The sequence below is a fragment of the Nisaea sp. genome (assembly GCF_039990255.1).
GTDB lineage: Bacteria > Pseudomonadota > Alphaproteobacteria > Thalassobaculales > Thalassobaculaceae > Nisaea.
On record NZ_JBDXGG010000013.1, the window covers coordinates 32,600 to 51,030 of the forward strand.

Sequence of the window (18,431 nt, forward strand, 5' to 3'; positions counted from 1 at the left end):
AGTCCAACTGAAATAGGAGTATCACTTGGTGTCTAATCATCTATGGGAGAGGGCCAGATAACCATTGGCGGCATGCTCATCAGGATAGCCTCTACGTTTCCGCCGGTTTTCAGGCCGAAAAGTGTTCCCCGATCATGGATCAGGTTGAACTCGACATAGCGGCCGCGCCGGACCAGCTGATGGTGGCGCTCCTCCTCCGTCCACTCCTCGTTCATCCGCCGCCGGGCAATCGCCGGATAGGTCTCCAGGAACGCTGTGCCGATATCGCGGGTGAAGGCGAAGTCCTTCTCGAAATCCCCGTCCACATAATCATAGAAAATCCCGCCGACACCGCGCGGCTCGTTCCTGTGCTTGAGGAAGAAGTACTCGTCGCACCATTCCTTGAACTTCGGATAGTAGGCCGGATCGTGCTTGTCGCAGGCGGCCTTGAGGCCGGCATGAAAGGCATCGATATCCACCTGCTCCGGCACCATCGGCGTCAGGTCAGCGCCGCCGCCGAACCAGGATTTCGTCGTGGTGATATGCCGGGTGTTCATATGCACCGCCGGAACCTTCGGCGATTGCATATGCGCGACCAGAGAAATGCCCGCCGCCCAGAAGCGCGGGTCCTCGTCAGCACCGGGAATCGATTTGCGAAATTCTTCGGAGAACGTGCCGTGCACGGTCGAGATATTGACGCCGACCTTCTCGAAGACCCGGCCTTCCATGACGGACATGACACCGCCACCACCGCCGTCGCGTTCCCAGCTCTTGCGCTTGAAGCGGCCCGCCGGGCGGTCCTTCAAGGAGCCCTCGTAATCATCCTCCATACGCTCGAAAGCCGCGCAGATCTGATTACGCAGGTTTTCGAACCAGGCGCGCGCGGCGTCCTTTTGGTCTTCGGTGGAGATATACATTGGCCTATCCGATGCTGAACCGACGATGCCGCCTATCACAGGCCGCACCCCGGTTTAGCCGGAAGCCGGAAGTCCTGTCGAGAGGCGGACTTCCTTATACGTCGAGAATACCGCTGCCCGGAAAGACCGCGCTCTGCGTCACGTCCTTGGCGCTGGACAGTGCCTGGACGCTTTCCGCATTCAGAGTTCCGCCACGGAACAGGTTTTCAATGTTCTGCAACGGACCGAGATCACCACGTCGGAAGGCGGCAAGAGCATCGCTGACCAGTTTCAGGCGTTCCAGCGCCTGATCGGCAGCCGTTTCCTGTGCCTTGTTAGGAGACGCCGCCGGATCGTCGAGCACAAACCGTCCGGTGACGATGCCGGTCTGTTTCTGTTCATCGGTCAGGGAAAGCGTTTTGCCCTCAAAAGAAAGCAATTCCACATCCTCGGCAGTAACCTTGCCGTCACGGACCAACCCAACCTCGATGGAAAGCTGAGAGACGCTGGAAAACACATCGCCCCCGCCTTCGTCTGTCCGCAATTGCTGGCTGACGCTGGAAATCCGGATCTGGAAGCCGGACACGGACGGATCCTCGCCCGCCTTACCGAGTAAGTCCTTCAGGCTGTCGAGCGCACGTGAAACCGAAGCATCCGGGTCGTTCTTCCTGTCAAGAGCGCCAAACAGCTTCTCAAGCTCACCGCCGAGCAATTCCTGCAATCCTGTCGTGGTGCGGTCGCCCTCGGAGATGGAGGCAGAGAACAGATTGTTTCCGGTCTCGGCGGTCCTGTAGGTCGGCAACGAAGACGCAGCCGTACTCTTGCTCGTTGCGTCCTGGCCGACAACACGCGACTGGGCGACCTGAACCTTGGTCAAACTCGACAGACTGGAAATGCTTGTCATCATACAGGCTCCATTCTGGGCCTCGGGCATCCGGGGCTTCCTGCCCCTAAAAAGGGTGAGTCTGATCGACTACACCCTGAAATCAACCATCAGATTAACTCATAGTGCAGTAAGAGTCACGCGAGACGGCGTACAACATCTTCCGGGTTCGGCGCGTCACCTGACGGTTCATCCGGCCGCGCTGACCCAACTGGCTCCCCAACCGCCACCTCGGCCGGATCTGAAGCTTCCGCCGGAGCCGATGTTTCAATCAATGTCGGGGCCGGCACGATATCCGTTTCCGGCGGAGCGACGAGGGCCGAGACCCGCGGCGGCTGCTTCCAGGTCAGGGTAGCGAAGTGACCGCAATTGCCGCACGAGACCGTCCAGTTTCCGGAGGTTGCGCCGCAATCGGAGCAGGTCCATGCCGGATCCGCGGGCGCGTTTCCGGCACGTTCCAGGAAACCGCGGGCCTGCGCCGCATCTCGGTGTTCCGCCTGCGCCATGTAGGCGAGCAACCGGAACACACCGGCACTGCGCTCCGCTTCCGGAATGGCATCAAGCGCCGAGCGCGCCACGCCCCAGAGCTCTGCCGCGATAGCAGCCTCGGCAACAGCCAACCGTCCAGCCAGACTGTCAGCCTGACCACCGGTCAGTTTCTGGATGCGCTTCAGGCGCTCGGCCGGATCGTCGTTTGGCCAGAGCCCGGCATAGAGTTTCGCAAGCGCCGGATGCGGTGATGCCGACCAAGCATCCTCCAGCAGACGCTGGGCTTTCCTGTCCCGCCCCTTGCCCTGTTCCGCCTCGACGGCGATCTGAACAGCCGGCGGGAAAGAAGGCTCGACCGCCAATACCCGAAGCGCGAAATCCGCCGCCCCGCCGAGATCGCCTGCCTCCTGCTGCAGCCGGGCGCGTTCCATGTCGATGGCTACCCTGTAGTGCTTCGCCTCGTCTTCCGGGATCAGGTCTCGACGCACTGCATCAAACAGAGTTTTTTGCGCACCATCCCAATCTTCCGCCCCAGTCTCCAACGTGAACAGAGTGCGGGCGACGAACCCGGAATCCGGACGAAGATCGCGGGCGCGACGGGCAAGCGGCAAAGCTTCGTCCCGGTCGCCCGCTTCAAGCGCCTGACGCAGTTTCCCAACCAGGCCGACGAACCGGGTTTCCGGGTTTTCGGTCAACGCATCGAAATAACGACCTGCAGCCTCGCTATCACCACCGAGCGCCGCCGCCTGGGCAGAAAGCAGCCGGGTCTTTGCCGGATCATTCAGAAGTTTCTCGGCCTTCCTGGCTTGCTTGCGTGCTTCTTCAGCATCTCCGGCAGAGATCGCCGCCATACCGAGGCTGAGTGCGCTCACACCTTCATCACGACGGCGCGTGGCACGGCGGTCAAAAAAACCGCCCGGCAAACCGACGATGCCCCGGAACAGACGGAACACAAAAAGCAGGAGCCAGAGCCCCACCAGCATCGCCAGCAAGGCAACGCCGAAATAGGTATCGATATGATAGCCGAGCCAATCGATAGAGATCCGCCCCGGATTGTCCGCAAGCTGAATGGCCGCGAAGGTGATCGCACCGATCAGGACGATAAGGCCGAAGCAGAACTTCAACATGGCCTTACCCCGCTTCCGCAACAGACGCGAGCGCGGCGCCGCGCAGGAGAGCAACCGCCTGATCGACAGCAACACGCGCTTTCGCCGCCGCGATCCAGCCTGACGCCCGTTCCGCTGGCGCCCCGGAGAGATCTTCCAGAGCGGTAACGGCACCGGCGACATCCCCAACTTTGACAGCGCTTTCGGCCCTCACCAGGATTGCGTCTACGCTTGGCCCTTCAGCGACATCCGTGCGCCTGATAGTCACCAGAGACGCGACCGTATTCAGTGTCTTGCCGACCAGCCCCTCATCGCTTCCAGCCAGTTTCGCCTGACTGACCGCCTTGGCGAGATCGTTGAACCTCTGGGAGAGCGAGGCCACGGTTGCAACACCGTTATCATGCCCCTCAAGTACAGCGACAGCCCTGGCGACCTCGTCAGACTCTCCAGTTACCAGATCCTTCACCGCAACCAGCTGGGCAGCAAAACTGCCGGAGGTCGTCGCCGCCGCTTCAAGCTGTCCTACCGCGAGAAGCAACAGGCCAGCACGCTCACGTTGCGGCGCTCGCTTCTCGGCCAACTGGCGAACCGTTGCCAGGTCCGCCTCCAGCTCGGCAATGCGCGTACCTGCACCGCTTTCAGCCGTTTCTATCCGGCTTGTCACTGTTGCAAGATCGGACGGCGCAACCATCTCGCGCGCTTCCAGAGAGACAACGCGCTCTCGCAGAGAGCTGATCAGATTAAGCAGAGCCTCATTGACCGCAGCAGCCTCGGAGCCGCCTCCCGTCGCAGCGGCGGCAAGCGGCCGGGCCTCAAGTCCATCCAACCGATTCTCAAGACGTTCCAGGCGGGCAGCAAGAACCGCCACAGCTTCCTTGTCGGTATCAGGACTGTGCGCGATTGCAGCGGATGTCTCGACAGCATTATCGGCTGCGGACCGGGCCGCCTCAGCGGTTTCCGCAACAGTGCCAATTTGATCTTCCAACCCATCCAGCCGGCTCGCCAGAGCTGTCAGCGGATCTACGACAGGTTCAGGGGCAGGCGTAATGACTGCCGTCGCCGTATTTTCACTCGGCACAGCGCCGGACGACGCCCCTTCGAAGAAAGCGATCACGTCGCCGACCGTCCCGTAGAAGGCGTTCTCAGGCACTTCCGGAAGACTGAGCGGCAAACCGCTCTGAGAAACCAATGTATCCGCCCTGTCCCGCCAGAGCGGATAGAGCACAGTGGCCACACCACCTGCAATGACCACCAGCAGGACCAGGAATCCGATCAGCTTGGTACGAAGGGAAAGGCCCGGTTTTTTAGCGGTGCCGTCCACGACATCGTCCGAGGTCCGTGTCGGCTCGACATCGATCACGGTCACGTCTTCAGGCTTGGTCTCGCCAGTCTGGTTTTTCGGGTCGGTCATACGTCGGATCTTCCAAATTCAGCGGCGCGCAATGCACCGCTTCACATTTCAGCCCAGTTGCTATCGAAGCACCAAGGCGCCGAAGATTCAGCTATTATTTTTTAGGCATCTTTGTGACATGGGGCCGCAAGCAGGGCGATTAAATCCCCTTTGTTCGGCTTTACCGCGATGCGAACGGCCGCCCATGGCATTGTAGAGACGGCATCCGCAACAGCATCGCTGAGGCAATACGCCGTTATCTCGTCACAGAATGACGCGAGCCCCGCCTGTTCGACAAGAGAGATTAAGGTCCGCCCTGCCCGGGGCGAGAAAAAAAGCACACCCTGAATTTCGCCCGCGCGCATTTGAGTCTCGACATCGCGGGCCAGAATCCGCTCCGGAACGCCGCGATAGGCGATGATCCGCCTCAGGTCGAAACCATCCGCAGACAATGCTCCTTCGATATCTCCTGCGACGATTTCGGCGCTCAGGAAAAACAGCGGTCCGGCATCAGGATCAAGCCGGCTTCGGGCCAAGGCCGCGAGATCGGCAGCATCGCCATCCGCGCTCTCAACAGCCTCGAACCCGAGATGCGCCAGTCGCTCCGCCGTCGCCGCGCCCACCGCCAGAACCGGTTTTTCCCGGCTCTCCGTATACCGCGCCAACGCTTCGGCGCCGTTCCGGCTGGTAACCAGATAGGCCTGCACCGGCTCATCAGGCTCCTCGACCGGATTGAAGAATTCAATGGAGAGCATCGGGGCGAGAACCGAGGAGATTTCGTGGCCCAGCAGTTCCGCCTGCAACGCCAAACCGTCCTCAATCGCCCTGGTGATGAGGACGCGCACCGCCGCTAGACCTTGTAATCCGGCCCGGCCTGCGCAATCAGCGCCTCGCCGACAGCCAGACCGAGCGCGGCAGGATCGTCCACGCTGCCAACTTCCTCGGCCGAGAACAGCGCGCTGCCGTCGTGCACCGCGAGCTGGCCACGCAACCGCAGCTTTCCGCCAGGCAGCAATTCCGCGAGCCCGGCAATCGGCGTCCGGCAGGAACCGTCGAGCCGCGCCAGCATCGCCCGCTCCGCCGTCACCCGGATATCGCTGTCCCGATCATTGACTCCGCGAACCCAATCCAGAATGCGCTTGTCGCCGTTTTTCTTACCGGACCGGCACTGAATACCGATCGCACCCTGCGACACTGCAGGAAGCAACTCTTCCGGCTCCAGCACGCGGGTCGCCCTGTCCGCTAGGCCGAGGCGGCTGAGACCGGCCATGGCCAGCATGGTGGCGTCACAAACTCCCTCGTCGAGCTTGCGCAGGCGGGTCTGGAGATTGCCACGATAGAGGATGATCTTGAAATCGGGCCGCTTGTGTAGGAGCTGCGCCGCACGGCGCACGGATGCGGTGCCGATGACCGCACCTTTGGGCAGTCCCTCAATGTTATTGGCTACGCGGGAGATCAATGCATCGCGCGGATCCTCGCGCGGCAGGATCGCTGCCAGCTCCGTGCCGTCCGTCAGGAAAGTTTCAACGTCCTTCAGGGAATGCACGGCGATATCGATACGGCGCTCGATCAAAGCCGCCTCGATTTCTTTCATGAAGAGGCCCTTGCCGCCGATCTCGGCCAGCGCGCGGTCCTGCACCTTGTCCCCGGTGGTATTGATGACCACGATCTCGACGGCATCGTCCGGCGCCAACGCCGCATGGGCTTCGCCAAGACGACGCTTGGTCTCGTAGGCCTGCGCCAGAGCCAGCTTGGAGCCACGGGTGCCGAGACGGATCAGGGGGGCTGCTTTCGACTGGTGTTCCATGGGCCGACTGTGTAGACCGGAGCGCATGGCATTGGAAGAGCAAACAGCCCCGTCTGGAACCCCGCTTGTTCTCGGGATAGAGACCAGTTGTGACGAGACCGCAGCGGCAATTGTCGATGGCGACGGGACGGTCCACGCCAATATCGTCTTCAGTCAGATCGAGGACCACGCTCCGTTCGGCGGCGTCGTGCCGGAGATCGCCGCCCGCGCCCATCTTGACCATCTGGAGCCGGTGATCGCCCGCGCACTTGAAGAAGCCGGTCTCGGTTTCGACGATCTCGATGCGGTTGCGGCAACGGGCGGCCCCGGTTTGATCGGCGGCGTGCTGGTTGGCACCATGACTGCGAAAGCCATCGCCATGGCACGCAACATTCCCTATCTCGCCGTGAACCATCTGGAAGCCCATGCGCTGACCGCGCGGCTCACGGACAAGGTTCCCTTCCCTTATCTGCTCCTGCTGGTTTCCGGCGGGCATTGCCAGCTTATAGCAGTTGAAGGCCTGGGCCGTTACCGCCGCCTTGGCACCACCATCGACGATGCGGTCGGTGAAGCCTTCGACAAGACCGCCAAGCTGCTCGGCATGGGCTATCCCGGAGGCCCCGCGCTTGAGAAAGCAGCCACGAACGGCCATCCGGAGCGCTTCGATTTGCCCCGCCCGATGGTCGGCAAGCCCGGTTGCGATTTCTCTTTTTCCGGCCTGAAGACCGCCGTGCGGCAGAAAGTCGAAGCCATCGCCGCGCCGACGGAACAGGATATTGCCGATATCGCCGCCGCGTTCCAGGAAGCCGTTGCGGGCAGTCTGGTGAACCGCTGCCGCAATGCCATCCGTACTTTCAGCGAAGAACATGGCACAGGCCATGCTCTTGTCGTTGCCGGCGGCGTCGCGGCGAACCAACGAATTCGGGCCGCGCTGTCGGAGCTGGCGACAGCCTCCGGCATGAGCTTCACCGCCCCGCCTATCGCGCTCTGTACCGACAACGCCGCCATGGTCGCCTGGGCCGGCATCGAACGCCTGCAAGCCGGGGCAAGCGATCCTCTCAGCTTCGCGCCGCGCCCGCGCTGGCCGCTCGACCCCGGTGCCCCGAAAGCCAGAGGCGCGGGGGTGAAAGCATGAGTATCGAAAAGATAGGTGTGCTTGGCGCCGGTGCCTGGGGCACAGCGCTAGCGCTCGCCGCCCAACGTGCAGGGAGAGAGACCGTTCTTTGGTCCCGCCGTCCGGATCAAACCGAAGCCATACGCCGGACGCATGAGAACGCAGAGTATCTGCCGGGCATCACCTTACCTGCCGGCCTCACGGTCACCAACGACGCGGCTGAAGCGATCAGCGGTGCAGACGCACTGCTGCTGGTGATTCCTGCCCAGCATATGCGCGGGGCTCTGGCCAGCTTCGACATTCCAGCAGGTGTCCCGCTCATCTCCGCCGCCAAAGGTATTGAGCGCTCCACCGACAAGACGATGAGCGCGGTCCTGCGGGAAATCCTATGCGACAATCCGGCCGCCATACTCTCAGGCCCGAGTTTCGCGAATGAGACCGCTGCCGGAAAGCCAACAGCGGTGACCCTTGCGGCAGCGGACCGCGACCTGGCCTTGACGCTCGTGGAGGCGCTCAGCACCGAAACTTTCCGGCTCTATGCTTCCACGGATATTGCCGGCACCGAGGTCGGCGGTGCGGTGAAGAATGTGCTGGCCATCGCCGCCGGAATCGTCAGTGGCATGGGAATGGGAGAGAATGCTCGCGCCGCATTGATTACACGCGGCCTGGCGGAAGCCACCCGTTTCGCAGTCGCCCTCGGTGGTCGGGCCGAAACCCTGATGGGGCTGTCCGGCCTCGGCGATGTGATGCTGAGCTGTTCCAGCACCAGCTCGCGCAATTTCTCGCTCGGCAAGCGGCTTGGCGCCGGTGAGCGTCTGGACGAGATTCTCGATTCAAGCCAGTCCGTCGTGGAAGGTGTCCATACAGCCGCCGCACTGGTCCGCCGGGCGCGCGCCCTCTCCGTCGAGATGCCGATAGCGGAAGGCGTCGATGCGGTCTTGAACCATGGCGTCGATCTCGGCACGGTAATACAGGAACTTCTGTCCCGGCCGACCGGCTGGGAAGCACCGGGCGCAACAGCGTCTGAAACGCCTGCCCGAAACACCTGAGAAAAGGAGACACCGTCAATGGCCTACTGGTTGTTCAAATCCGAGCCGAATACCTGGTCCTGGGACGATCAGGTGAAGAAAGGCGCGGAAGGCGAAGGCTGGGACGGGGTCCGGAACTATCAGGCCTCGAACAACATGAAGGCCATGAAGGTTGGCGATCTCGGCTTCTTCTACCATTCAGTCAATGAGAAACAGATCGTCGGCATTGTGAAGGTGATCGAGGAATATCACCCGGACCCGACCGACGCGAAGGGCCGGTTCGGCATGGTCACGGTCGAGGCGGTGAAACCGGTGGTAAAGCCGGTGACCCTGGCCGACGTCAAGGCAGAGCCCAGGCTGGAAGATCTGGCGCTGGTGCGTCAGTCGCGTCTCTCCGTCGTGCCGGTCAGCGAGGGGCAATGGGAGATCATTATGGAGATGGCGGAAACGCCGCTCTGAGGACGGTCAGATCCCGTCTTCCTCATCCTCTTCCGGCATCTCACGCAGCCGGACCTCGGCGACGCTCTCCGGCTCGACCCCTCCGGAAAATTTCCGTTTGTAATATGTCACCCAGACAGTGATTACGACCGTCCCGATGATTGTCGGCGCCAGCCAGCGCGCCAACGGTGGCAGTATATCGCCGGAATTGACCAGAAAGGCCGTAACAGAGGCAATAGTGCCGCCGAGCATCCGAATCATATGAGTGAAGAACCAGGCGCGAGGATCTGTCGTCGGTTTACGGAAACGCCTGAGATCGAAATAAGCCATCAGGCTACCGATCGTTCCCAGTGTAACGAGAACCGGTGCCAGAGGTTCGGTGTACCAATAGACTCCGCCGTAGGTCGCCATGGCCGAGCAGGCAATTACCGTGAATTGCGCCGCCCCCTTGTCCAAAGCCCCGGCCCGGTAGCGCAGATCCAGAGAGTCCGTTGGCTTCTTCAGGTAAAGTGCCCGATAACCGCTCAGCACCATGTAAAAGCTGAAGATCGCGACTGTCATCAGAAACAGGTCGTTTGAGGCGAGGCTGAGCGCCACCGCTGTCGCGAACACGACTGCCATCGACAGGACGTAAAGCTTCCCGGCGAGCCGGTGCGGACGCCTACCTTTCGGCGCCACGATGGCAACCGCGGCAGTGGCGAGCGAGATCGCCCCAGAGGCGATATGAAGCATCAACAGGAAAGAAGGTGCGGCATCCATGATGTCAGTCTTGCACCGCAATCACGTTTCGGGAAAGCGTCAAACCGGGAACAGCTCAGACAGCGCGGCAACCCGATACGGTTCGGACGCGTAGGACAAAGCGCCGTTGACCACGGCGAAATCCACCTTCGGCAAAGCCTGATCACTGTCATCGACCGCAATCATGTCCGCGCGCTTGCCCACTGCGATCACACCGCGATCATCCAACCCGCCAACCTTCGCGGGACCGGCAGAAACCAGAGCCCATGCGCTGCCCAGGGGCAACACGCCGTCGGCGGCCAGTTTGAACGCCGCGTGGAACTGGGCCGGATAGTAATAGTCCGAGATCAGGTAGTCGCAGAGTCCCTCCTCGATAACAGAGAGGGCGGAAACATTGCCAGAGGCGCTGCCGCCGCGCAGGGCGTTCGGCGCGCCCATGCCGACCGGATTGCCCAACGCGCGAGCCGCTTTTGCCGTTTCCAGATTGACCGGAAACTCAGCGATCCGTGCACCAAGTGCATTGTAATGCTTGCGCAGATCAGGCGTTTCGTCATCGTGAGAGCCGGTCGGCACGCCCATCTGACGGGCGAGCTCAGCAATCCGGCGCACCGTCTCTTCCGCCTCATCTTCGCGGGCACGTCGGGCACGAACCTCAGCCCTGAAGTCGTCGAAAGACATACCAAGATGATGTGCCCAGCGCTGCATCTTGTCCGGTGTTTCCCGCAGGGACTGCTCGAACTGCGGCAGGTGGTCGTTGAACACCAGCATCGAAACCCGGCCATCCTCCAACCAGCGCATCGCGGTTTCCTGCTCCTCGATGGCGAAAGTCTCAAATCGAAGGTGGAACTGCAGATCGGCACCGAACCGCTTTCGGCCGCGCTCGAGCGCGGCAAGGATTTCCTCCGCGACCCTGGAGCTGCGGATGCCGCCTTCCCAACTCACACCTTGAGCCAGAAAAGCAGTCGTGATGCCGGAGGCGAGGATCGAACGGTCGGCGTCCATCAACGCTATATCGATCGGGAAATGGGTGCCTACCCTCGGTGTCAGACTGCGTTCGAAACCATCACCGTGCAAGTCGATGATCCCGGGCAGCACCAGCCTGTTATCGAGATCAATGGCACGTCCGGTGACCGCTCCCGAACCGATCGCCTGGATCACTCCGTCTTCGATCTGGATCTCGGTTTTCTCTACCGAACCGTCTTCAAGCAGGACACGGGCATTAACCAGGGAGACGGACATGGGACCTCAAGCGGGCTGGATTTCGAAAAAGAGGGAAGGTGTCCCCCGTTTTCATGACAAGAGAATGACAAGCGGGAAGAAAAACTCCCGCCGCGATCCGAGGCCCGTCCGGTTCAGTCGTCGCCGCCCGCATCTTTCGCCGCCGCCATATCCACACGCTTCTCCCTGTGAATGAGGAAAAGGTTACGGATATAAACCACGAGACCGGTCGACTGACCGAGGATGAACACCGGATCCTTACGCCAGATCGCATAGATCAGCATCATGGTACCGCCAGCACAGCTGAAGTACCAGAAAGCGACCGGGATCACGCTCTTGCGACCGATCTCACTCTTCACCCATTGCACCAGAAAGCGCGCCATGAACATCGCCTGGGCGACAAATCCGAAGGTGAGCATGACCATCTCTTCAATGGAGAGGTCGAAGAAGCTATCGAGATTCACAGGTCGATTTCTTTCGCTTTCAAGCCATCCGGACTGCGGCGCAGCAACCAGGCCACACCTAGCAGATCGGGAATGCCAACCAATGCACGGCCAAGATTCGAGTATTTCGACTGGCCATGCTGGCGGTGGCGGTGGTTTACCGGAACCACGTGCACCGCGCAATTCTCGCGTTTCGCCAGAGCCGGCAGGAAACGGTGCATATGATCGAAATAAGGGAAGCGCAAAAAGGTCTCGCGCGCATAGAGCTTCAGAGAGCAGCCAGTATCCGGATTGTCGTCCTTCAACAAGGCGCGCCGGAGCTTGTTGGCATATCTCGATGCCATCCGCTTGGAGGCCGTGTCCCGCCGGTTGACCCGGTGCCCGGTGACCATGACGGGCTGATCCGCTGTCACAGTCGCACGGTACTTCTCAAGCAACTTCGAAATGTCAGCCGGGTCGTTCTGCCCGTCCCCGTCCAACGTGGCGATCAACTCGCCCCGCGCAGCCATCACACCGTTTCTGAGCCCCGCGCTCTGGCCACAGGTCAGGTCGTGCCGGATCACCCGAAGATGCGGACGATCCGCCTTCAGCCGCCGCAGGATGTCCGGCGTCTCGTCGGTGCTGCAATCGTCGATATAGATAATCTCGAAAGCGCAGGCATCGGTCAGCGCCGCCTCAATCTCGCCGACGAGCGGCGCTATATTCTCGGCTTCGTTCAATACCGGCACGATCACGGACAGCAACGGCCGCGCAACGGCGCCTGCCTCGGGACTGGAAATACTTGAATGCGGCACGTCGGCCCTTTCGAAAACGCCTGCCTTTGCGGTTCTTACGGTGTGGGGACGCCCCGATCAACCACCAAGGGCGGGACGCTGATGTGCCACAGGCGCCTATCGGCCTGCGGCATGGTAGAGCGTGACGACCACAGGATCACCCCGGGAAGAGTTCAGACCGCCGATTGTAGCGCCCGCCTCCGGCTCGAGATCAAGGCTTTCCGCCTGCGTCAGGAATGCTTCGCGGTGCCCGGCCTCTACAAGAGCGACGCCGCGATTGACCGCGTCAAGAGAGCGGACAGCATCCGCTCCGCTGCCGTGTCGTTCGTCGGTTCCAAGCAGAAACACGGCGCCCTGCTCGCCGAAGCCCACAATAAACACCGATGTGGATCTATGGGAGGCAGCTTCGGACACGGAGGGTGCTGAAGAGCGCGGAAGGCGTGCAATCCCGCCGCGACAACGGCGACTGATCGTAAGGCCAGGCTGGTAAAGGAGGACGAACAACGCCATGAGAACAATGACATGTCGAAAAAGCACGCAAACTGTTACCGTAAGAAAAATTACCGCGCTGTGTATAGCGCCACTTTGTTAGGGTTCTGTGAGCATGGTGATGAAGCGTCTTATGTAGACTGAGGAAGCGGCGACGCTTGCACTGTATTCACCGCATTGAACAAGACCGGGGCAATTTCCGATAGCATGCTAAAGCCAGAAATCGCATCGCTGGATACAATCACAGCTCAAGAAATCTTTTCCGAGAGAACGCTCGGTAGCCTTGTGGAAACACTCGGCCCCATTATGCAAAAGGGGGGAGGCAAAACACTCGTCTACATGCTGCCCGCAGCCTCAAGGCTGGGCCACATGACCCTTGAGCCATTCTATCTGCGGCACTTCTTCGGAGAAACACACGACACTTTGGCGGTGATCATTCACGATCATCGATTCAAGGCTCATAGCAAAGGCCTTCGCCGCCTGCATGAACCACGCATCACCTTTATTGAAACCATGAACCGTAAACTGGTCATGATGGGACATTTCAATGCCCGCGCCCTCGAAATAGGCCCTTTGACCTGGGCCGTTCTCTCTCCGAGCGCATTGGTGAGAAATTTCGTAAAAGACCTGGAGGCTGGTAGCCAGATTAACCACCTCAAGGTGCCTGGCGATTTGGTCGAAGAGGGTGATGCCCTGCTCACCTCCATGGGATACGGTGACGACAGACCAATGGTCGTCCTCCATGTCCGGGACATGGGCTATATGCCGGAAATGAGCTATCACAGCTTCAGGGCTGCGAAGATCGAAACGTACAGACCCGCCATCGATTACCTCGTCTCCAAGGGATATCGGGTTATTCGGATTGGCGATAAGACCTCTGTCAGACTGGAGCACGAAAGCCCGCTCGTCGTTGATCTCCCGCACCATCCTGACTATTCCGACATTCTGGACGTGTGCTGTATGGCCAAAGCTCACTTCACAATCACCTGCTCGTCCGGCCCTGAATCGCTTGCTAGGGCTCTTGGCACTCCAATGCTGACGGTCAACGGCTATGTGCAGCCAGATTTCTGGCTGAATCATAATGATGTGTTTTTGGTGAAGACATACCGGGACAAGGCGACGGGCGAGAAACTGTCCTACGATGAAATGCTGTCGCGAAACCTGTTCCTTGAATCCACCACAGAGGGTTTTGAGCGTGCCGGCATAGTCCTTGAAGACAACACTCCGCATGAAATCCTTGAAGCGGTCCAGGAGATGGACATGCGGATAAACGACACCTACGTCTCGGATGGAACACTGGATGACCGGTTCCATGCCCTTTCCGTGCAGCATTTGGCCCGATATCGCTCAGAGCTGACTGACGTCGGCCCCGTGGAGCAGGATCGATCTGAAACCTACGCTTTTGCCCTTCCTTGGACTCGATACAGCCAGTCCTTCATGAAAGCCAACCCTTGGTTTCTCCGTTAGGAGACAGCGGTTGCCGCGCCATAATATTGCCCGTTTGGGCTTCAGGAATTAGGTCTAAGAACTCTTCCCGCGCGGATCGCAGGAGAAAATGTTGAGAGATGATGACAATGGCCCGAACCAGTCTACCGATCCTGATCGCTTTCCTTCTCGCTTTCGGCGGAAACTTGGCCCACGCCGTTTTCCCGGAAAGCGAGGAAAGTGAGATCGAGCGGCCACCGATCTACTATGCCGGCATCAAGGCGATAGAGGACGGTGACTACGCCAAGGGCCTTGAGATCATGCAATCGTTCGTCGCCGAGGACCCGCAGGACGCAGATGCTTGGGCATTGATCGGTTTCAGCCTCCGCAAGACAAAACGCTATGTTGATAGCGAGCTCGCCTATCAGAAGGCTTTGAAAGCCGACCCGAGAAACCTTGCGGCAAACGCCTACGCGGCGAAACTCTACCTTGAGACCGGCCGTGTGCAGGAAGCAGAGCAGAAACTCGCCGTGCTGGATGATCTTTGCGCGGACGGTAAAGGCTGCGAGGAGCGGCAAAGGCTGGCCGGAATGATTGATGACTACAAAAAGACCGGCAAGGTAGGATCGGACTGGTAGGCCTTCAGTCCAACTCCAGACCTTCATCCCACCCGGGGTTGTCCCGAAACCGCTTGCGCAGGAAATCAATGAAGACACGCACCTTCAAAGGCAGGTTCCGCGCGTTCGGGTAAAGCGCATAGAGCCCTATTGGTGCGGGGGAAAAGCCGGACAATATCTGTTGCAAGCGCCCTGCACGGATACTGTCTCCAGCAATGAAAGTCGGGATCTGGGCAATTCCGCCCCCCTGCTCCGCCATGGTCAGAATGGCATCGCCGTTATTCATCAGCATCCGGGGTGCGATCCGATGCTGCAGGGCCCGCCCCTCGACCCGGAAGTCCCACGCGGCCCCTTCGTTGAGATAACTGTATGCAAGGTGCTCGTGATTTGCGAGCCCGTCAGGATGCTTCGGCTCACCCCGCTTTTTCAGATAGTCCGGCGACGCAACAGTCACCAGCCGTGCAGGGCAAAGTTTGCGGGCAATCAATGTCGAATCCTCCAGCCGGCCAATCCGGAGCGCCACATCGTAGCCCTCCTCGACCAGATCCACCTGGCGGTCATTCAAAACCATCTCCATGCTCAGTTCCGGATATTCGAAAAGAAAGTCCGGCAGCACCCTTGCGAGATGCAAACGCCCGAAAGACACGCCGGTGCTGATCCGGAGACGCCCGCTCGGGTTTGACTGCAGGGAGCCTGCCTCCCGCTCCGCAGCATCGACTTCCGCCACGATGCGCTGGCAGCGCTCGTAAAGCAGGGTTCCGGTTTCGGTCAGGCTGAAACGCCGTGTTGTCCGGTTGAGGAGGCGTGTGCCGAGATGGTCTTCCAGCGCGCTTACTTGCTTCGAGACGGAGGATTTCGAGATACCGAGGCTGCTTGCCGCTTTCGAAAAGCCACCCTCCTCGACCACTTTCGCAAACACCACCAGTCCGGTCAGATTATCCAGCATTGCATCTCGCTTACTGTTTCTTTAAGGAAACAATTTTGTTCATTTTTACCCAATTGTTCGAAATCGTCAATGCTCCCAAATTCCACTTCAAGGCGACGACACAACCCCGTCGCGGGAGATAGAACATGACAAAGATTCTGGTCCTTTATTATTCATCATATGGCCATATCGAAGCCATGGCCGGTGCTGTCGCCAAGGGCGCCTCCGGTATCGATGGCGTCGAGGTCACAGTAAAGCGAGTCCCCGAACTGATGCCCAATGACGTCGCCAAGGGCGCCGGCATGAAACTGGACCAGGATGCTCCAGTCGCGGTGCCGTCGGAACTTGCCGACTATGATGCCATTATCTTCGGCACCCCGACCCGGTTCGGCAATATGGCAGCCCAGATGCGCAACTTCCTGGACCAGACCGGCGGCCTCTGGGCCAAAGGCGCGCTGGTCGGCAAGGTCGGCAGCGTCTTCACCTCGACCGGCACCGGCGGCGGTAACGAGTCGACCATTCTCACCACCATCCCGACGCTGATGCATCACGGCATGGTCATTGTCGGTGTCCCCTATGCCGCAGAAGGGCTGACGAACATTACCGAAGTCCGTGGAGGTTCGCCCTACGGCGCCGGCACAATCGCGGGTCCGGATGGAAGCCGTCAGCCGAGCGACCTTGAACTCTCCATCGCGGAATATCAGGGCAAGAATGTCGCGACCATCGCAGCAAAGCTCGCCGACTGAAACGCGGATCCAGACAGGAGTGGAATTAATGATTGATGTCAGACCGTTCGCCTCGCTTGGTGCCGTCCAGATCGACTGGCTGAACGCCCATCACCATTTCAGTTTCGGTCATTATCATGATCCGAAGCGTATGGGTGTCGGTCCACTCCGGGTGTGGAACGATGACACCATCAAACCGAAAACCGGGTTCGATCCACACCCGCACCGGGACATGGAGATCATCACCTATGTCCGCAAAGGAGCGATCACGCACCAGGACCGGCTCGGCAACGAAGGCCGGACAGTCGCGGGCGATGTGCAAGTGATGCATGCCGGCACCGGAATCGTGCATGCGGAATACAATCTGGAGGACGAGGAAACCCAGATCTTCCAAATCTGGATTAATCCTGACCGGGCCGGGCATGAGCCAGGATGGGGCGCCATGAGCTTCCCTGACAAATCCTCTGGCAGCTTCACGACCCTAGCGTCAGGCCGCCCAGACGATAAGGCCAGCAACATCCTTTCGATCCACCAGGATGCCGCTGTCCTCGGCACCAAACTGAAGACCGGCGAGGAAGTGACCTACAGCTTCAATGACGGACGTCAGGGCTACCTCGTCTCGACCGATGCCGATATTGAGGTGAATGGTGCATTTGCTGAAGCTCGGGACGGTATCCACGTCTTGGGCGAGGACAAAATCACGGTTCTGGCCCTCGGTGACACCGACATCGTCATGGTCGACGTCGCCTGACCGTAAATGACGTCACCCCGTCGATAGCGGGGTTACGTCATTCTCAAACCCCGTGATATTTCCGGTACCAGTCGACGAAGGCGGGAATGCCTTCCTCGATTGGGGTGCTGGGTGCGTAGCCGAAATCTTCTGATGCCGGATCGATATTGGCGTAGGTGGCATAGACGTCGCCCGCCTGCATCGGCTGCATGTCCATGATCGCCTCGACACCGCAGGCCTTCTCGATCACCCGGATATAATCCAGCAGCTTTACCGGCTTGTTGTTGCCGATATTGTAGACTTTATGCGGACAGGTATCGCCCTCGCCGGACGGAGGAGTGTCGAGTGCGCCGACGACACCGGCGGCGATATCCGCGATGTAGGTGAAATCGCGCATCATGTCGCCATTGTTGAAGACCTTGATCGGTCGGCCTTCGAGAATGGCACTGGTGAACAGCCAGGGAGACATGTCTGGCCGGCCCCACGGCCCGTAGACCGTGAAGAAGCGCAGGCCGATGGACGGCACCCGGTAGAGATGGGCATAGGAATAGCTCAGCAGCTCGTTCGCCTTCTTGGTCGCGCCATAAAAGGAAACCGGACTGTCCGTCTTCTGCTCGGTGCTGAACGGCATTTCCTTGTTCGCGCCATAGACCGACGAGGAGGAGGCATAGACGAAGCTCTTGCAGCCGCCAGGCCGGTCCATCAGGCCGCGCACGAATTCCAGCATGTTGGAATGGCCGACAAGATTGCTGCGGACATAATCGCCCGGATGCTCGATGGAGTAGCGCACCCCGGCTTGCGCCGCCAGATGCACCACCCGGTCGATATCCGGATAGCGCGCCGTCAACCCCATCACCGCTTCCGTGTCGGCTATTTCCAACTCTTCGAAGGTAAAGCCGTTGCGGCCTTCAAGGTTTTTAAGCCGGGCCTGCTTCAGAGCCGGATCATAATAGCTATTGAGGTTGTCGATTCCGACAACACGCTCGCCGCGCGCCAGCAGCAGCTCCGCCACATGCATGCCGATGAACCCCGCAGCGCCAGTCAGCAATATCGTCATAAGCCTCTTCCGGATCTTTGGAGCACGGGAATTTCAGAAGTCCGTTATGCCGGAAGGAATCCGGGGCGCCTAGCACCCGAAACACGAATTTCACATCCGCCGGTTCGTGATCGACACATGCTTTTCATTTCGCGCGGACCTCGAATAACGAAAAACTGCGTCGTTCTGTCGCGTAACAGTAT

Annotated in this window: 20 protein-coding genes; 7 read left to right on the plus strand and 13 right to left on the minus strand. The window is 59.9% G+C overall.

The annotated features are described in order from the left end of the window. Positions 1-32 precede the first annotated feature (32 nt). From hemF to hemC, 6 genes are all read right to left on the minus strand, one after another. Positions 33-896 (minus strand): oxygen-dependent coproporphyrinogen oxidase, encoded by an 864-nt coding sequence (gene hemF, locus ABJ076_RS09180; protein ID WP_348195211.1) that lies wholly within the window; start codon positions 894-896, stop codon positions 33-35. A 94-nt stretch (positions 897-990) separates the two neighbouring features. Next, the gene (locus ABJ076_RS09185) at positions 991-1,782 is read right to left on the minus strand and encodes a hypothetical protein (protein WP_348195212.1); all 792 of its coding nucleotides are present in this window, start codon (positions 1,780-1,782) and stop codon (positions 991-993) included. A gap of 113 nt (positions 1,783-1,895) precedes the next feature. After that, positions 1,896-3,374, minus strand: a complete 1,479-nt coding sequence (locus tag ABJ076_RS09190) for a heme biosynthesis HemY N-terminal domain-containing protein (protein ID WP_348195214.1) — start codon at positions 3,372-3,374, stop codon at positions 1,896-1,898. A 4-nt stretch (positions 3,375-3,378) separates the two neighbouring features. After that, positions 3,379-4,764, minus strand: a complete 1,386-nt coding sequence (locus ABJ076_RS09195) for a mitofilin family membrane protein (RefSeq protein ID WP_348195216.1) — start codon at positions 4,762-4,764, stop codon at positions 3,379-3,381. 101 nt (positions 4,765-4,865) lie between these two features. Then, positions 4,866-5,588: a uroporphyrinogen-III synthase gene (locus tag ABJ076_RS09200; protein ID WP_348195218.1), complete on the minus strand. Its 723-nt coding sequence runs from the start codon at positions 5,586-5,588 to the stop codon at positions 4,866-4,868. Between the two features lie 5 nt (positions 5,589-5,593). Then, positions 5,594-6,550: a hydroxymethylbilane synthase gene (gene hemC / locus ABJ076_RS09205; protein WP_348195219.1), complete on the minus strand. Its 957-nt coding sequence runs from the start codon at positions 6,548-6,550 to the stop codon at positions 5,594-5,596. 31 nt (positions 6,551-6,581) lie between these two features. Here hemC and tsaD point away from each other — a divergent pair, with 31 nt between their 5' ends. From tsaD to ABJ076_RS09220, 3 genes are read left to right on the plus strand one after another with little or no spacing between them, the layout of a single operon-like run. Continuing rightward, positions 6,582-7,664: a tRNA (adenosine(37)-N6)-threonylcarbamoyltransferase complex transferase subunit TsaD gene (gene tsaD / locus ABJ076_RS09210; RefSeq protein ID WP_348195222.1), complete on the plus strand. Its 1,083-nt coding sequence runs from the start codon at positions 6,582-6,584 to the stop codon at positions 7,662-7,664. Further along, positions 7,661-8,692, plus strand: coding sequence for an NAD(P)H-dependent glycerol-3-phosphate dehydrogenase (locus ABJ076_RS09215; RefSeq protein WP_348195224.1), 1,032 nt, complete (start codon positions 7,661-7,663; stop codon positions 8,690-8,692). Before tsaD ends, ABJ076_RS09215 begins: the two co-directional genes overlap by 4 nt. An 18-nt stretch (positions 8,693-8,710) precedes the next feature. Beyond that, positions 8,711-9,130, plus strand: coding sequence for an EVE domain-containing protein (locus tag ABJ076_RS09220; RefSeq protein ID WP_348195226.1), 420 nt, complete (start codon positions 8,711-8,713; stop codon positions 9,128-9,130). Between the two features lie 6 nt (positions 9,131-9,136). Here ABJ076_RS09220 and ABJ076_RS09225 read toward each other — a convergent pair whose 3' ends face one another. The 5 genes from ABJ076_RS09225 to ABJ076_RS09245 form a co-directional block, all read right to left on the minus strand. Continuing rightward, positions 9,137-9,868: a hypothetical protein gene (locus tag ABJ076_RS09225; RefSeq protein ID WP_348195229.1), complete on the minus strand. Its 732-nt coding sequence runs from the start codon at positions 9,866-9,868 to the stop codon at positions 9,137-9,139. A 39-nt stretch (positions 9,869-9,907) separates the two neighbouring features. Next, complete coding sequence (locus tag ABJ076_RS09230; RefSeq protein ID WP_348195232.1) at positions 9,908-11,086, minus strand: alpha-D-ribose 1-methylphosphonate 5-triphosphate diphosphatase; 1,179 nt, start codon at positions 11,084-11,086, stop codon at positions 9,908-9,910. A gap of 113 nt (positions 11,087-11,199) precedes the next feature. Continuing rightward, on the minus strand, positions 11,200-11,529 hold the full coding sequence (locus tag ABJ076_RS09235) for a lipid-A-disaccharide synthase N-terminal domain-containing protein (RefSeq protein WP_348195234.1): 330 nt from the start codon (positions 11,527-11,529) through the stop codon (positions 11,200-11,202). Further along, positions 11,526-12,302: a glycosyltransferase family 2 protein gene (locus ABJ076_RS09240; RefSeq protein ID WP_348195237.1), complete on the minus strand. Its 777-nt coding sequence runs from the start codon at positions 12,300-12,302 to the stop codon at positions 11,526-11,528. Before ABJ076_RS09240 ends, ABJ076_RS09235 begins: the two co-directional genes overlap by 4 nt. 96 nt (positions 12,303-12,398) lie before the next feature. Beyond that, positions 12,399-12,662, minus strand: coding sequence for a hypothetical protein (locus ABJ076_RS09245; protein ID WP_348195240.1), 264 nt, complete (start codon positions 12,660-12,662; stop codon positions 12,399-12,401). Between the two features lie 477 nt (positions 12,663-13,139). On the opposite strand from ABJ076_RS09245, the gene ABJ076_RS09250 reads away from it, so the two are divergent. Both ABJ076_RS09250 and ABJ076_RS09255 read left to right on the plus strand, forming a co-directional pair. Further along, the gene (locus ABJ076_RS09250; RefSeq protein ID WP_348202590.1) at positions 13,140-14,237 is read left to right on the plus strand and encodes a TIGR04372 family glycosyltransferase; all 1,098 of its coding nucleotides are present in this window, start codon (positions 13,140-13,142) and stop codon (positions 14,235-14,237) included. Positions 14,238-14,344: 107 nt separating this feature from the next. Then, positions 14,345-14,833 carry a tetratricopeptide repeat protein gene (locus tag ABJ076_RS09255; RefSeq protein WP_348195244.1) on the plus strand — a complete coding sequence of 163 codons (489 nt, stop codon included), beginning with the start codon at positions 14,345-14,347 and terminating at the stop codon, positions 14,831-14,833. 4 nt (positions 14,834-14,837) lie between these two features. Here ABJ076_RS09255 and ABJ076_RS09260 read toward each other — a convergent pair whose 3' ends face one another. Further along, the gene (locus ABJ076_RS09260; protein WP_348195246.1) at positions 14,838-15,758 is read right to left on the minus strand and encodes a LysR family transcriptional regulator; all 921 of its coding nucleotides are present in this window, start codon (positions 15,756-15,758) and stop codon (positions 14,838-14,840) included. Between the two features lie 125 nt (positions 15,759-15,883). Here ABJ076_RS09260 and wrbA point away from each other — a divergent pair, with 125 nt between their 5' ends. Both wrbA and ABJ076_RS09270 read left to right on the plus strand, forming a co-directional pair. Continuing rightward, entirely contained in the window at positions 15,884-16,483 is a 600-nt protein-coding gene (gene wrbA, locus ABJ076_RS09265) for an NAD(P)H:quinone oxidoreductase (protein ID WP_348195249.1), read from the plus strand. Between the two features lie 28 nt (positions 16,484-16,511). Beyond that, positions 16,512-17,213 carry a pirin family protein gene (locus ABJ076_RS09270; RefSeq protein WP_348195250.1) on the plus strand — a complete coding sequence of 234 codons (702 nt, stop codon included), beginning with the start codon at positions 16,512-16,514 and terminating at the stop codon, positions 17,211-17,213. A gap of 43 nt (positions 17,214-17,256) precedes the next feature. On the opposite strand, the gene ABJ076_RS09275 is transcribed toward ABJ076_RS09270, so the two are convergent. After that, positions 17,257-18,249, minus strand: a complete 993-nt coding sequence (locus ABJ076_RS09275; protein ID WP_348195253.1) for an NAD-dependent epimerase/dehydratase family protein — start codon at positions 18,247-18,249, stop codon at positions 17,257-17,259. Between the last annotated feature and the right edge of the window lie 182 nt (positions 18,250-18,431).

What these genes read in the sequence shown, in the direction of transcription:
- ABJ076_RS09270 (WP_348195250.1), top strand. Translation starts at nt 16,512, where the DNA reads ATGATTGATGTCAGACCGTTCGCCTCGCTTGGTGCCGTCCAGATCGAC.
- ABJ076_RS09230 (WP_348195232.1), bottom strand. Translation starts at nt 11,086, where the DNA reads ATGTCCGTCTCCCTGGTTAATGCCCGTGTCCTGCTTGAAGACGGTTCG.
- ABJ076_RS09225 (WP_348195229.1), bottom strand. Translation starts at nt 9,868, where the DNA reads ATGGATGCCGCACCTTCTTTCCTGTTGATGCTTCATATCGCCTCTGGG.
- ABJ076_RS09190 (WP_348195214.1), bottom strand. Translation starts at nt 3,374, where the DNA reads ATGTTGAAGTTCTGCTTCGGCCTTATCGTCCTGATCGGTGCGATCACC.
- ABJ076_RS09250 (WP_348202590.1), top strand. Translation starts at nt 13,140, where the DNA reads ATGACCCTTGAGCCATTCTATCTGCGGCACTTCTTCGGAGAAACACAC.
- ABJ076_RS09185 (WP_348195212.1), bottom strand. Translation starts at nt 1,782, where the DNA reads ATGATGACAAGCATTTCCAGTCTGTCGAGTTTGACCAAGGTTCAGGTC.
- ABJ076_RS09260 (WP_348195246.1), bottom strand. Translation starts at nt 15,758, where the DNA reads ATGCTGGATAATCTGACCGGACTGGTGGTGTTTGCGAAAGTGGTCGAG.
- ABJ076_RS09220 (WP_348195226.1), top strand. Translation starts at nt 8,711, where the DNA reads ATGGCCTACTGGTTGTTCAAATCCGAGCCGAATACCTGGTCCTGGGAC.
- ABJ076_RS09275 (WP_348195253.1), bottom strand. Translation starts at nt 18,249, where the DNA reads ATGACGATATTGCTGACTGGCGCTGCGGGGTTCATCGGCATGCATGTG.
- ABJ076_RS09195 (WP_348195216.1), bottom strand. Translation starts at nt 4,764, where the DNA reads ATGACCGACCCGAAAAACCAGACTGGCGAGACCAAGCCTGAAGACGTG.
- wrbA (WP_348195249.1), top strand. Translation starts at nt 15,884, where the DNA reads ATGACAAAGATTCTGGTCCTTTATTATTCATCATATGGCCATATCGAA.
- ABJ076_RS09215 (WP_348195224.1), top strand. Translation starts at nt 7,661, where the DNA reads ATGAGTATCGAAAAGATAGGTGTGCTTGGCGCCGGTGCCTGGGGCACA.
- hemF (WP_348195211.1), bottom strand. Translation starts at nt 896, where the DNA reads ATGTATATCTCCACCGAAGACCAAAAGGACGCCGCGCGCGCCTGGTTC.
- ABJ076_RS09255 (WP_348195244.1), top strand. Translation starts at nt 14,345, where the DNA reads ATGGCCCGAACCAGTCTACCGATCCTGATCGCTTTCCTTCTCGCTTTC.
- hemC (WP_348195219.1), bottom strand. Translation starts at nt 6,550, where the DNA reads ATGGAACACCAGTCGAAAGCAGCCCCCCTGATCCGTCTCGGCACCCGT.